The organism is Winogradskyella sp. SYSU M77433 (genome assembly GCF_029911945.1).
In the GTDB taxonomy this organism is placed as follows: domain Bacteria; phylum Bacteroidota; class Bacteroidia; order Flavobacteriales; family Flavobacteriaceae; genus Winogradskyella.
The window spans coordinates 1-13,800 of the sequence record NZ_JARYTG010000008.1 but is presented as its reverse complement, the minus strand read 5'-3'; the positions used below and the strand labels follow the sequence as shown (position 1 = coordinate 13,800).

The following is a 13,800-nucleotide window of genomic DNA, read 5'->3' as shown; positions in this document are numbered from 1 at the left end:
AAATAAAAAACTATAATTAAATGACTTTTAGAGAACTACTATCTAAATAATTTTAAATGCTAACTGTATAAAACAACAAAACCCCTTTTTCAAGGGGTTTTGTAATCAATCAAAATTTGTCTAAACCATAAATATATTAAGTTTTATTGTTGTCGTAATTTAAAGTTAATTGGTATACTATAAGGTACGCCTACATTTTTATTTCTTTGTTTACCTGGTTCCATTGTTGGCAATAATCCTATGATACGTTCTGCCTCAGTTTCTAATAATTTATCAGGCCCTCTACTTTTTATTTTTGTTACATGACCATTTTTATCTATTAAGAAGAAAACAAATACTCTACCTTGAATATTCAATTCAGATGCAGCTTCTGGATATCTGAAATGTTTTTGTAAATGTTCTTGCATTTTTTGTTGAAAACATGCTCTTAACTCTGCATTTGTTCCAGTACATCCAGGGAATTGAGGTACTTTTTCAATAACTGCAAATGGTACTTCTATATCTTCTTCTACTTCTTCAACTTCAACATCTTCAACACTTACTACGTGTTCCTCAATAACATCGTCTTGTCCGATTTCTGTACTCTCTACAACACTTTCTTCAACATCTTCTACATCCTCTACAACTGTGATTGCTTCTGTTACCACTTGTTTTGGAGGTGGTGGAGGTGGAATATTAATAGTTGTAATTGGTATATCTTCATCAAACTGTTCATCTAACATTAAGATATCTATCTTAGTCGCTTCTTTCTCGTAAGTCTTATGTTCAAGTCCTAAATATGTTAAGACTAACATTACGTTTAAGCCAACAGCAAAATATAGACTGCTGTTTCGACCTACATTGGCTTTTGGGTTTTTTTTGAGTTCCATGACGTTTAATTTTATAGTATAAAGATACCCATCATATACTTTTTAAATTATGACAAATATCATGTTACACAAAAACCTGTGTTAAAATTTAAAGTTTGTCTAATTGGTTGTCTTTTCCATCTTCGCTAATAGTCCAGAAAAAGCCAACAAAGAAAAACTGATCTTGAGCTGGTCGTAATGCTCTTCTATTAAACTGTCCATTAAAATCTGGTGTATCTGCATATTGATAACCATTAATATTTTTTAGACCTAAAACATTATTTACAGAGAAGTACAGTATCTTTTGAGGAGATAACAAATATGCCCAGTTAAAACTTAAGTTATTATAAGATTTCGTTTTTGCTCCTAAAAACTCATCAGTATTAGGATTAGTATATGGTCTTCCTGATGAGAAGGTATAACTAAAACCTATCTGGCTTTTCCAGTTTTCTATCCAATATTTAGTTACCAAAGAGAAGTTGTGATCTGTAGCATAATTTGGTTGCGCTGCTTCTTGAAAGTTTTTATAGTTACGTTCCGTATCTAAATAAGAATAACTTACCCAATAATCTACATGTTTTATACTTGTGTTATCTCTCCAAAATAAATCTATACCTTGAGCATAACCATCACCAGAGGAATTATAGTTACTATCAAAACTTTCCATAGCTGTATTAAACTTTACTAGATTATCGTAATCTTTTCTGTAAGCTTCAGCTCTAAAAATTTTACCATCGTTAACGTATTGGTAATTCAATATATAATGTGATGTTTTTTCAGCTTTTAAATCTTGATTGAACTTTAGAATAGCACTGTTTGGGTTCTGAAAAAAGTTTCCATAAGCCAATGAAAACTGTCCATTTTCGGAAGTTTTGTAAGCTATAGCTGCACGTGGTGCAACATCAACCGAACTAAATACCGAACTATAATCTGCTCTTAAACCTAATTTTAAGGCTAAATTCTTTGTGAATACTAAATCTGCTTCAGCAAAAGTTGCTGTGATATTATTATCATAACCATAGGTGACATCAAAGCTCTCATCACTATAGTTTTCTTTAAAATCTGTTATGAATTGTTCTGCTCCAAAACTTAACTTAAATCTACTATTGAAACGTTTTTTTAATTTCACCTTAGCATGAGCTGAATTTTCAGCATCCACAATATCGCTTCCTTGAACTCCCATATTCGTCTTAGCAAACGTATAACTTAAACCTGTTTGTAGGCTCCAGCTATTGCCTAGACTTCCTTTGTAAGACGTATTTAAATAGAAATTATTATTGTTGAGTTTAAAATCTAATCCGTCTTCAAGATTGATATCTTCTTGATTTAATTCAAATTTAGAGGTATCAAAAGCAGCGTAAAACTTCAGCATACCATTATCTAAACGTTGTCTGAATACCGTTTCCCCTTGTGCGCCTTGATAGGGAGTTTTCCAATCGTTTCTATCTTCAAAAACTCCCAAATATGGTGCTAGATTTACATAAGAGGCATTAAAGCTCAGTGAGGATTTCTCCCATTTTTGAGTATTTCCTAAAGAAGCACCAACCGTCATAATACCAATATCTGTTTTTTCTTGATCTGGCTCGTCAATTGTATTCAATAACAATACGCTAGACAATGCCTGACCATATTCCGAAGAATAACCACCTGTTGAAAATGTTATACCATCAAACAAAAAAGGTGAATAGCGTCCACGAGTTGGTGTATTATTTGCTGTTGGCGAATACGGAGTAAAAACTCTAATACCATCAATAAATATCTGAGTTTCATCGGCATTTCCTCCTCTCACAAAAAGTCTTCCATCTTCAGAGACTGTAGATGTGCCTGGTAAAGTTTGTAGAGCTCCAACAAAATCACCCAAAGCACTTGCCGTAGTTACAACATCTAAAGGCTTTAGAACAGAGACTTTACTATTGTCGCTAGCTTCAAAAGTTCCTGCACTAATGACTACAGCGTCTAAACTTTCAACATTTTCTCTTAGTTTTATTTGAAGGTTATTCATTTTTGAAACCTCATCAATAATAGACTTGGTTTCAAAAGATAAAAATGAAATGATTAAAGTTTGTGTGCCAATTTCATCAGTTGTAAATGTAAAATTGCCCTCATCATCTGAAGTGGCACCATCATAAGTACCATCTAAATAAATATTGGCTCCCATTATCGGTAGATTTTTGGTATCGGTGACTTTACCTGAAATTGTTGTTTGAGAATTACCGAAAGTGCTTATAAAAACAGTAAGGAATGTAAAAAGCGTTTTAAATAATAGGCTTTGTTGATGATTGATTGATTTCATTTTGGTTGATGATTAAAAGTTCGTTTTCTAATTGATGACACAAACTTCTAGGAATCTTAAGTGCTATGAAATTCTATTTTACTGAATTGTAATTTTTGAATGATGAATTGAATATATTTGACTAAACACTCAATCTATGCTTAGTAAAACTGAAAGACAATTCGCTGTTATTTATGGTATTATAGTTCTTTTTGAAATCATTTCAGGGAGTATAGCATCACTACAAAATTTACATTACATAGCTAAGCCTGCCATACTTATTAGCCTTATTTTTTTCTTCTATAAAGCAGGAAAGGATCTTTCTCAACCTTTAAAAAACCTTATGTTTTCAGCCTTAATATGCTCTTTACTTGGTGACATCTTATTAATGTTTGTTGGGGAATCTGCTCACTTTTTCACCTTGGGATTAGTTGCTTTTTTAATAGCTCATGTGATGTATATCCTATTATTCTTAAAGCATCGTAATAAGACAAGGTCGCCTTTGAAGTTTGGCATAGTATTAATAATCTACGCTCTGAGTCTGTTCTATTTATTAAAGGATAGTTTAGGTGATATGTTAATTCCTGTAGCTATTTATATGATTGTTATTCTATCCATGGCTACAACTGCCTATTTGAGAAAAGACAGTGTAAATATCCTAAGCTATGGATTAGTATTTATAGGAGCATTATGCTTTATGATTTCGGATAGTATTTTGGCCTTAAATAAATTTTACCAACCTATACCTTTTTCTAACATCAGCATAATGCTCACCTATGCTTTAGCACAGTTATTAATTGTTTTAGGGATATTGAAATTAAAAAACTAAGTTTTAATAAAACATCTCTAAAACCCTTTCAATAAACAAATAACATCTACTTTTTAAAAGGTCGAATAATTAATCTGGCTGCTTTATCAAAATTAATATAGTTATAGGTCCAGTTGAATAGCACCACTACTCTATTTCTAAAACCCACTAAAGACATTAAATGCACAAACATCCAAATGAACCAAGCGAAAAAGCCACCAAACTTAGAGTGTTTCAAGTCTACCACAGCTTTGTTACGGCCAATAGTAGCCATAGAACCTTTATCATGATACTCAAAAGGTTTCATAGCTTTGTGCTCTGCTAAACGTATTAAATTCTTTCCTAAAAGCTTCCCTTGCTGTATAGCTGGTTGGGCAACTTGCGGGTGACCTTTTGGATAATCTTCAGAAGTCATTAAAGCAATATCACCAATGGCAAAAATATTATCATAGCCTTCCACCTGATTGAATTTATTCACCTTATATCTATTGGCTCTTTCCATTACAGCATCTGCTTTTAAACCATTAACTGGAGCTCCTGTAACACCTGCAGCCCAAATTAAGGTTTCAGATTGCATTTCTAAATCAGAATTCGTGGTAACTTCTAAGCCGTCATAACCCGTAACCAAAGTATCACAGTGTACTTTTACGCCTAAAGACTTTAGGAATTTTGTAGCTTTTTTTGAAGCATGTTCACTCATTGGCGGCAATACACGTGGCGAACCTTCTAACAAATGAATATGCATATCACTAGGATTAAGATCATGATAATCTCTAGGAAGAATATTATTTTTTAATTCTGCAATAGCTCCTGCCAGTTCTACTCCTGTTGGTCCTGCACCAACAATAACAAAGTTTAAATATGCTTCACGTTCTTCTTTGGTGTCTGCTATAGCTGCTTTTTCAAAATTTTGAAGAATCAAACTTCTAATATCTAATGCCTGATCAACGGTTTTCATTGGCATACTATTAGCTTGTACTTGTTCATTTCCGAAATAATTAGTCTTTGTTCCTGTGGCTAAAACTAAATAATCGTAAGTAAGATCACCAATGGTAGTTTTTATCTTTTTCTCTTCTGGTAAAATCTCCTGAACTTCAGTTAAACGAAAAAACGATGTTCTATGTTTTTTTATAATTTTCCTCAGTGGATAAGCTATAGAATCTGGTTCTAAACCTGAGCTAGAGACCTGATATAAAAGGGGTTGAAATGTGTGATAATTGTGTTTGTCGATTAAGACAATTTGAAAATTTTTGTTGGCTAAAGTTTTCACTAAATTTATGCCAGCAAAGCCTCCGCCTATAATGACAAGGCGTGGTAGGTTGGTTTGAGGAATATTCATTTTAATCTGGAATTTATACATACAAAAGTACGAACTAACCTACCAAAATTGTCCTAAGCTTAACTATTGTTAACTTACATTTGTAACAAAATTAACAGCGGAGCTACTAATAGAGTAACTAACCAATTTCATCAATTGAATAAAGAACTAGAACATAGTTTTGTAGAACAGTTGCAAAAGCATCAAAACATTGTACATAAGGTATGTCGTTTGTATACCAACAATGCTGATGCGCATAACGATTTGTTTCAGGAAATAACAATTCAGTTATGGAAAGCTTACCCTAAGTTTAGAGGAGATTCTAAATTTAGTACTTGGATGTATCGTGTAGGTTTAAATACAGCAATTACGCTCTATAGAAAATCGAAAAGACGGATAAACACTCAAGAGTTTGACAGTGTTCAATTTAAGATTAAAGCAGAGGCATATGATGACACTGAAGAACAACAACTGAAGCTTTTATACCAAGCTGTGCATCAGCTAAATGATATAGAAAAAGCCTTAGTTTTCTTGTATCTAGAGGATAAAGATTACCGAGAAATCAGTGAAACTTTAGGTATTAGTGAAGTAAATGCACGAGTAAAAATGAATCGTGTAAAGAAAAAATTAAAAACCATATTAAATCCGTGAGGTTATGGATGAGTTAGATTTATTAAAGAAAGATTGGAAGAAAACCGAAACGAAATTTCAGAGTTATTCCGATTCCGATATATACCCAATGTTGCACAAAAAGTCGTCTTCAATTGTTAAGACCTTATTTTATATAAGTCTTGCTGAACTCGGCTTTTGGATCATTATAAACTTGTTGCCGTATTTTCTGTCTTCAACCTATCAAGACAGAATGAATCAAAGTTACGACAACCCTTTGTTCTTAGGTTTATCTATTTTGAGTTTTGTGGTTATTCTTGTTTTTGTGTTTTTACTTTTTAAATCACAAAAATCAATTTCTTCTACAGACAGTGCTAAAAAATTGATGGAGAGCATTCTTAGAACTCGAAAAATCATTAAGTATTATGTGATGTTTAACCTTATCATGATTTTTATTTCTATACCAATAGCATTTTATTCTGAGTACAATCAAAACATGACTTTCCACGACCAAGTAGATGGCTTTAATTCTAATCAGATGATGCTACTTTATGGATTCACCATACTATTGATAGGAGTTTTCTTCTTGGTATTCTGGCTATTCTACAAACTACTTTATGGTATACTTTTAAAACGACTTAATAGAAACTATAAGGAATTGAAGAAGCTTGAGGTTTAGTTGTTAGTTGTTAGTTGTTAGTGAAATTAACTTACAATTATTAAATACAAAGCATAGAGAAACAACTAAAGAATGGAAAGCTTGAAGTTTCTAAACTAACATAACCTCGAAATTTTAGTCATATTGATTTGCGTCATTAATGAAACTTAGCTCTGAAAACATAAAAGAACAATATCCGATTTTGATAATTAAACTATCAATAATCTGTTTGCTTATATTTTCATTGATTAAAATAAAAATTGAAACTTCAACATATTGGAATTTTGTAGCGGAAAGTGGAAACGGATTTCAAAACTATCTGAATGCATTAAAAGAATCATCGTTTTATAAACCAGCTATAATTTTATTAATTCCACTTATTGGAATTTTTACAAATCGAAAAATTGGATGGATTTTAATTCAATCCTACTCCTATTTTTTAATCACAAATTTGGTTTTCAAAGTAGATAACATAAACTTTGATGATACTTCTATCATCTTAACAAACATAGCACTATTCTTACTCTTACTTTTAATTATCATTTTTATGAATACCCGGAAGATTAGGAATGTTGTTTATGGAATGGAAAAAGAAGAAATGATAAGCAAAAACATTATTGCTTCTGCTATTGGAATGACTATAACAATAATTTTAATTTTAACCTAAAGTAATCAAGGGCTTCTTCTCTACCACTCTCTCAACTCTCTGTTCATACGTTCCATTTCCTCTAATTCCTTTTGAGGAATAACCTTTAAAAATGAAGGGTGTTGCTCTATAGCATATTCTATTTTTTCTACAATATCTGCAATCGTTTCATTCTCGTAATCAATTTTTAAAGGTTCTTTGATTTCAAATGTCTGGAAGATATTTTTCTTTTTTATTCTAAGTCCTTTTTTATCAAAAGAACGTCTAAAACCATCAATTACAATTGGAACAACCACTGGTTTGTAGGTTTTAATAATATGTGCTGTTCCTTTTCTAATAGGCTTAAAAGGTGTTGTAGTACCTTGAGGAAAGGTTACAACCCAACCATCATCTAATGCTTTTTTTATAGCAGTAATATCGCTCATTTTCACTTGACGATTCACATCCTGACCTTTTGCTCTCCACGTACGCTCAATACTTATAGAACCTGTATACGCAAAAATCTTAGGAATTAAACCCGATTTCATGGTTTCCTTGGCAGCGACGTAATACATATTCAACTTTGGATTCCAGAGATAGCCAACATTTTTGATATTGTCTAAACGACCACTAAGACTGGCATTAAACACATGAAACATGGCAATTACGTCTGCAAAATAGGTTTGATGATTCGATATAAAAAGGACATTAGTATCTGGTAAATTCTTTATGATTTCAGAACCTTCAATCTGTAGTTCATTGAATCCTCTAAAACGTCTATGTGTCAATAGACCTAGAATTCTAATTAACCATTTTTTAACCCAAAGTATATGTCCAAAAGGATTCTTTTTGAATAATCCCATAGTTAGTTTTCAATTTTACTGAACTACAAATGTAATAAATCTAAGAATCCTATAAGACCTGTTTTAGTAAGTCTTTTAACTCACTTAGCATCATTGCGGTAGCTCCCCAAACAATATGACCGTTAAGTCTAAAGGCAGGTACTTCAACTTCAACATTATACGATGTTGGTACTTTTGTGGTAATACAATTTACCTCATCTAAAAAATCCAACAACTTTACTTCAATAATAGCTTCCACTTCTTCATCTTGTTTTATGAAGGTTGGTGTAGCTTCTGAAATCCCAATAAAAGGATGCACCATAAAGTTACTTGGTGGAATATATAACGGAGACAACGGTTTGATCACATTTACCATAGCTTCCGGCACTCCAACTTCTTCTTCGGTCTCTCTTATAGCCGTAATCATAAGATCATTGTCTTCATCTTCATACTTTCCTCCAGGAAAACCAACTTGTGCAGAATGCACACCTTTATAGGTTTTACGAAGAATTAAAACTAAATACGTTTCACCTGTTAGATTGGGATAAAACAAAGCCATAACTCCTGCACGTCTTGCCGACTTTGCTTTTTCTTTCATTTTTTTAGCCAAGTCCAAACGGTATGGTGGAGACATTTTAGCGTGCGATTGTTCGCCAAAAAGCTCTAGATGTTTTATTTTTACTACTGATTCTAAAAACGAGTTAAAAACCATATTTCTTTTTAATTACTACTACATTGTATTAATTGTATAACACTTAACTCATAACAAAAGTTCCTCTTTGATATTTCATTATTTCATCTTTATTTACAACTCCATTATAGTTTCTTAAAATATCTGGATGAATAAGTTCTGTATCTAATTCAACTCTTTTTCTGTAATTTTCACCATTAAAACTCTTGACATTTAAATTATATTTTTTTGCCAATTGTACATAATAAGGAAATGACAAACGATTAGTGTAAGCTATAGAATTACCTGACCAAAAATCCCAATACTTATCTGAGTATTTCAAAAAATTAAATTCTGAAATGGATTTATCTTGAAAAAATCCTGGATTTGCAAAATGATCAATAAAATTGATACAATGAACTGCTATACCATTTTCACTAAGCCATTTCTTAGTATAGAAAAAAAGTAATTCTAATTGCTTTGGTGGCATGTGCTCAAGAACTACTTGAGAAACTATATAATCAAATTTTAGAGACTCTTTTTCTATTTCCTCAAATTTGTAAGGTGCCAAATAGACAATGTTTAAGTATTCGAATAATTCATCAAAAGATCTTACCTTTTTTATGTTTTCAATTTTCTGTTTGAGAACTATTTCAGAATAAATACTTTTCGAAACAAAATCTCTAGGTAAAGAAGATACTTGCATAAATTCGATTTGTTTTCTAAAACTAGAGAAAGTTAAATCCCTAGAAATGTCAACAGTAACAACTTTATTAAATCCTAGTAATGCCAAACAAACTGGAGATAACACTGAATATCCCGTACCTATTTCAAGCGCATTAGATGTTTCATCTATTTGAATTTTAGACCCTTCAAATTTCCTAAAACATTCATAAGTTTGATATTGATATACATTTGAATGGTATTTTTTATTAAACAAAACAGGCATATGATTTAATCTATCGCCTATTTGAGATAAAGCTAAAATCTTTTGCAATGCAGCCTTTATATGCCAATTCATGAAATCAAATGTAAAATCTCTTATCCTTTTTATATTTTTGAAATATGAGATTAAATTATTTATTTATTGCCCTTATATTTTTTTTGAATTGTGAAGATAAGCAAACTTCAAAAGAAAATGAAAACACAATTTCCAAAGATTCCATAGTAGAAACCTCCAAATCAAAACCCAAAAAGAAAAAAAAGCCAACTTCTGAATACCCTGTATTAACAGACGATAATGCTATGGATTTCTTTTTAGAATACGATAAAGAACATAAAGAAAATAAAGTCCGAATCACCACAGACTTTGGTACAATTGACATTCTACTTTACGATAAAACCCTATTTCATAGATCTAATTTCATCTACCTCACCAAACGAAAATATTTTGATGGTACACAATTTTACAGAGTGGTAAAAAACTTTGTGATACAAGGTGGTAGTAGTGATGATTATAACATTGCCAAAAGACGCAGAAAAATTGGGCATTACTTATTACCTCCTGACACCAAACGTGGTTTTACCCATAAACGTGGTGCGGTTTCGATGCCGAGTAGCGAAATAGAAAATGCCTATAAACTCGCCTCTCCTTTTCAGTTTTTTATAATCCAAAGACCTGGTGGTGCTGACTATTTGGATGGTGATTACACCGTTTTTGGTGAAGTTACCGATGGCATGGATGTGGTAGACAAAATCAATGCCGTAGAAACCGATGAAGGTGAATGGCCTCTTCAAAATGTGTATATCAGAAAAGTGGAAATTATAGAATAATTAAGAGTCACTCTTTTCTATTTTCAGTATCTTGTTAGCACTAAATTTATTACCCTAATTGTCAAACTGAGCTTGTCTGAGTCGTTTTATAAAACAACCTTTCGACTGCGCTCAAGGTGACCTAAAAACTTTTATAAAAACTAACTACAATGATTTCTAAACCCTTAAAAACTGCTATTCTAAGTAGTGCTATTCTTTTTGCGAGTTGCAAAGAAGAGCCTAAAGCCAAAGAAAACGACAAAACCATGACCGAAAATGTACTGCTACAAGAATGGACAGGACCTTACCAAGGTGTACCTGCTTTTGACAAAATGAACGTTGCAGACGTAAAAGAAGCTGTTAAAAAAGGTATGGCACTTCAACTAGAAGAAATTGAAGCGATAGCCAACAATCCTGAAGCTCCTACTTTTGAAAATACCATAGTCGCTATGGAAAGTGCTGGTAAAGCTCTAGACCGTGTATTTACGTACTACGGTATTTTGTCTAGCAATATGTCTTCACCTGAATTCAGAGAAATTCAATCAGAATTAGCTCCTAAATTATCAGATTTTAGATCGAAAATATCGCAAAACGAAAAGCTATTTCAACGCATCAAAACCGTTTATGAAGCGTCACAAGAAAATCCTTTGGAACCACAAGAGCAACGTGTGGTAGATTTAACGTACAAGCAGTTTGAAATGAATGGTGCCAACCTTGATACCGAAAAGAAAAAACGCTATGCTGAAATCAATAAGGAATTATCAACGCTTTACACCAAGTTTTCAAACAATGTGTTGCACGACGAAGAAAATTATGTCACTTATTTAACCGAAGATCAGCTTGGTGGTTTGTCTGATGGTTTTATAAAATCGGCTGCAAAAATTGCTTCAGACAAAGGTAAAGAGGGTATGTATGCAATTACCAATACACGGTCTTCAATGGATCCTTTCCTTACCTATTCCACAGAACGCGAATTACGCAAACAAGTTTGGGAAAACTACTATTCTCGTGGAGACAATGGTGATGAATATGATAATAACGAGCTCATTGCAGAAATCCTTAGACTGAGAAAAGAACGTGTGGCTTTAATGGGTTACGACAATTATGCCGAATGGAGACTACAAGACCGTATGGCTAAAACTCCTGAAAATGCTATGGATTTAATGCTAAAAGTTTGGGAAGCTTCTACGGCACGTGTTGAAGAAGAAGTTGCCGATATGCAAGCTGTAGCGAATGAACTTGGTGACAACATAACGATTGAACCTTGGGATTATAGATTTTATGCCGAAAAAGTACGTAAGAAAAAATACGACTTAGATAGTGATGAAGTAAAGCAATATTTACAGTTAGACAAACTTAGAGAAGCCATGTTCTTTGTGGCTGGAGAACTTTTTAATTATAAATTCACACCAATTGAAGATGGAAGCGTTCCTGTATTTCATGAGGATGTGAAAGTTTGGGAAGTTACCGATAAAGATAGTGGCAAACATATTGGAGTCTGGTATTTAGATCCGTTTGCTCGCGAAGGTAAACGCTCTGGTGCTTGGGCTACAACTTACCGAAGTTCTACAACTTTTGAAGGTGACACCAATGTATTGGCGTCTAACAATTCTAACTTCGTAAAACCAGCTCCTGGTGAAGCGGTTTTAGTCTCTTGGGATGATGCAACAACATTTTTCCACGAATTCGGACATGCCTTACACTTCTTTGCTGCAGATGTAAAATATCCAACCTTACAAGGTGGCGTAAGAGATTACACAGAGTTTCAATCGCAATTGCTAGAACGTTGGTTGTCTACCGATAAAGTCATCAATCAGTTTTTGGTACATCACGAGACTGGGAAACCGATGCCAAAAGCATTGGTAGAAAAAATCAAAAAAGCGTCAACCTTTAACCAAGGTTTTGCTACAACAGAATATTTAGCTTCGGCATTAATTGATATGAAATTGCACTTGGCAGACCCAACCAATATTGATATCGACACCTTTGAGCGCGAAACCTTAGACGAGCTTGGTATGCCAAAAGAATTACCAATGCGCCACAGAACACCACATTTTGGCCATGTATTTTCTGGTGAAGGTTACGCCACCGCCTACTACGGTTATATGTGGGCAGATGTGTTAACAAGTGATGCTTCTGAAGCGTTTAAAGAAGCACCGGATGGTTTTTATGATAAAACCGTAGCCGAGAAATTGGTAACGTATTTATTTGCACCACGCAACGCTATGGATCCTGCGGAAGCTTACAGAAAATTTAGAGGACGCGATGCGACTATTGATGCCTTAATGCGCGACCGAGGATTTCCTGTACCAAAAGACTAAAACAATTTAAATTTTTAGATATAGCGCAACCATCATTTCTTTAGAAGTGGTGGTTGTTTTTTTATTTCACCATTACCATATAAGTACTTTATTTTCTTTACATTAGTGACTTAAACATATAATATGGATATAGTTAATGTGTATATCCGATTGTTGTGCGTCATTTAACAGAAATCTCGAAAATGAAAAAAAATCCGAAATATATTATTCCTAAACCTTGTAATAAAAGGTGGGTTAATATGCTACAGACAGAATCTTCAAATGAGAAATTCTGCCAGAATTGTAATGAAAAGGTTTTTGATTTAAGAGAAAAAAACAAATTTGAGATTAATAATTGGTATGCAGAAAATAATGAAAACGTTTGTGTGATTGCTAAATCTAATCAAATAAATTCGATCTCTCAAAACGAGAAGAATATTATTAATTTCAGAAAAATTGGCATAGCAGGTGTAATAATTGGTAGCTCTCTGTTAAGTCCAAACCTATATGCTCAAGAAAAAAAGGCTGACACATTCACAATTGAACAAACTGATTTACAATCTGACAATATAAAAATCGAAGGAATTGTAAAAGTTAAGGCACTTATTGGTTGGAAAAAATTAAATGAATATAATATCAGTATTTATTCAAATGATACTTTATTGAGAGAGGTCTTAATTGATGAAAAAGGAAAATTTACGATAGAAATAAATAGAAAGTTAATGTCCGATAAAATGACAGTTTCTATTCACGCAGTGAAATACAAAAGCATTAGAATTGAAGAAATAGAAGTTAAGGACACTATGATACAGGTTTTCTTGGAAAAGAGAGGTCCAAGAATTATTGTAGGAAGGTTCTATTAATAATAAAAAAAACGAACGCACAACAATGGCTATAAGTAATTGCTTGTTCTCGCCTACTTCTGAAAATCCTCGCGGATTTTCAGTTTGGTATGTACCTGCAAAGTTAAGTGCTAACCCACGCAACTACTCATAGCCGAGACCGTTGGCAAACATTTAATGAAAGGCATCGTCCTGAAATAGGTTGACTAAAAAATCATTTAAAATTAGTCAACATATGGAACAACAATCAAAATCA

Annotated in this window: 13 protein-coding genes; 7 read left to right on the top strand and 6 right to left on the bottom strand. The window is 32.9% G+C overall.

Features of this window, described 5'->3' with window-relative positions:
• Window positions 1–143: 143 nt before the first annotated feature.
• Both QGM60_RS15110 and QGM60_RS15105 read right to left on the bottom strand, forming a co-directional pair.
• Entirely contained in the window at window positions 144–869 is a 726-nt protein-coding gene (locus QGM60_RS15110; protein WP_281141088.1) for an energy transducer TonB, read from the bottom strand.
• Window positions 870–957: 88 nt separating this feature from the next.
• The gene (locus tag QGM60_RS15105; RefSeq protein WP_281141087.1) at window positions 958–3,141 is read right to left on the bottom strand and encodes a TonB-dependent receptor; all 2,184 of its coding nucleotides are present in this window, start codon (window positions 3,139–3,141) and stop codon (window positions 958–960) included.
• Between the two features lie 136 nt (window positions 3,142–3,277).
• On the opposite strand from QGM60_RS15105, the gene QGM60_RS15100 reads away from it, so the two are divergent.
• A complete protein-coding gene (locus QGM60_RS15100) occupies window positions 3,278–3,949 on the top strand; it encodes a lysoplasmalogenase (RefSeq protein ID WP_281141086.1) in 672 nt (223 codons plus the stop codon).
• 46 nt (window positions 3,950–3,995) lie between these two features.
• Here QGM60_RS15100 and QGM60_RS15095 read toward each other — a convergent pair whose 3' ends face one another.
• On the bottom strand, window positions 3,996–5,267 hold the full coding sequence (locus QGM60_RS15095; RefSeq protein WP_281141085.1) for an NAD(P)/FAD-dependent oxidoreductase: 1,272 nt from the start codon (window positions 5,265–5,267) through the stop codon (window positions 3,996–3,998).
• 135 nt (window positions 5,268–5,402) lie between these two features.
• On the opposite strand from QGM60_RS15095, the gene QGM60_RS15090 reads away from it, so the two are divergent.
• The 3 genes from QGM60_RS15090 (at window position 5,403) to QGM60_RS15080 (ending at window position 7,180) form a co-directional block, all read left to right on the top strand.
• Complete coding sequence (locus QGM60_RS15090) at window positions 5,403–5,897, top strand: RNA polymerase sigma factor (RefSeq protein WP_281141084.1); 495 nt, start codon at window positions 5,403–5,405, stop codon at window positions 5,895–5,897.
• Window positions 5,898–5,901: 4 nt separating this feature from the next.
• On the top strand, window positions 5,902–6,534 hold the full coding sequence (locus tag QGM60_RS15085; RefSeq protein ID WP_281141083.1) for a hypothetical protein: 633 nt from the start codon (window positions 5,902–5,904) through the stop codon (window positions 6,532–6,534).
• A 223-nt stretch (window positions 6,535–6,757) separates the two neighbouring features.
• Window positions 6,758–7,180, top strand: coding sequence for a hypothetical protein (locus QGM60_RS15080; protein WP_281141082.1), 423 nt, complete (start codon window positions 6,758–6,760; stop codon window positions 7,178–7,180).
• Window positions 7,181–7,200: 20 nt separating this feature from the next.
• Here QGM60_RS15080 and QGM60_RS15075 read toward each other — a convergent pair whose 3' ends face one another.
• From QGM60_RS15075 to QGM60_RS15065, 3 genes are read right to left on the bottom strand one after another with little or no spacing between them, the layout of a single operon-like run.
• Window positions 7,201–8,001, bottom strand: coding sequence for a lysophospholipid acyltransferase family protein (locus QGM60_RS15075; RefSeq protein ID WP_281141081.1), 801 nt, complete (start codon window positions 7,999–8,001; stop codon window positions 7,201–7,203).
• 49 nt (window positions 8,002–8,050) lie between these two features.
• Window positions 8,051–8,692, bottom strand: a complete 642-nt coding sequence (locus QGM60_RS15070) for a CoA pyrophosphatase (protein ID WP_281141080.1) — start codon at window positions 8,690–8,692, stop codon at window positions 8,051–8,053.
• Between the two features lie 43 nt (window positions 8,693–8,735).
• The gene (locus QGM60_RS15065) at window positions 8,736–9,671 is read right to left on the bottom strand and encodes a methyltransferase domain-containing protein (protein WP_281141079.1); all 936 of its coding nucleotides are present in this window, start codon (window positions 9,669–9,671) and stop codon (window positions 8,736–8,738) included.
• A 44-nt stretch (window positions 9,672–9,715) separates the two neighbouring features.
• On the opposite strand from QGM60_RS15065, the gene QGM60_RS15060 reads away from it, so the two are divergent.
• The 3 genes from QGM60_RS15060 to QGM60_RS15050 all read left to right on the top strand — a co-directional run bounded on the left by QGM60_RS15060 (window position 9,716) and on the right by QGM60_RS15050 (window position 13,565).
• Window positions 9,716–10,423, top strand: a complete 708-nt coding sequence (locus tag QGM60_RS15060; RefSeq protein WP_281141078.1) for a peptidylprolyl isomerase — start codon at window positions 9,716–9,718, stop codon at window positions 10,421–10,423.
• A gap of 149 nt (window positions 10,424–10,572) precedes the next feature.
• The gene (locus tag QGM60_RS15055) at window positions 10,573–12,723 is read left to right on the top strand and encodes a M3 family metallopeptidase (protein WP_281141077.1); all 2,151 of its coding nucleotides are present in this window, start codon (window positions 10,573–10,575) and stop codon (window positions 12,721–12,723) included.
• Window positions 12,724–12,905: 182 nt separating this feature from the next.
• A complete protein-coding gene (locus QGM60_RS15050) occupies window positions 12,906–13,565 on the top strand; it encodes a hypothetical protein (protein WP_281141076.1) in 660 nt (219 codons plus the stop codon).
• Window positions 13,566–13,800 lie beyond the last annotated feature (235 nt).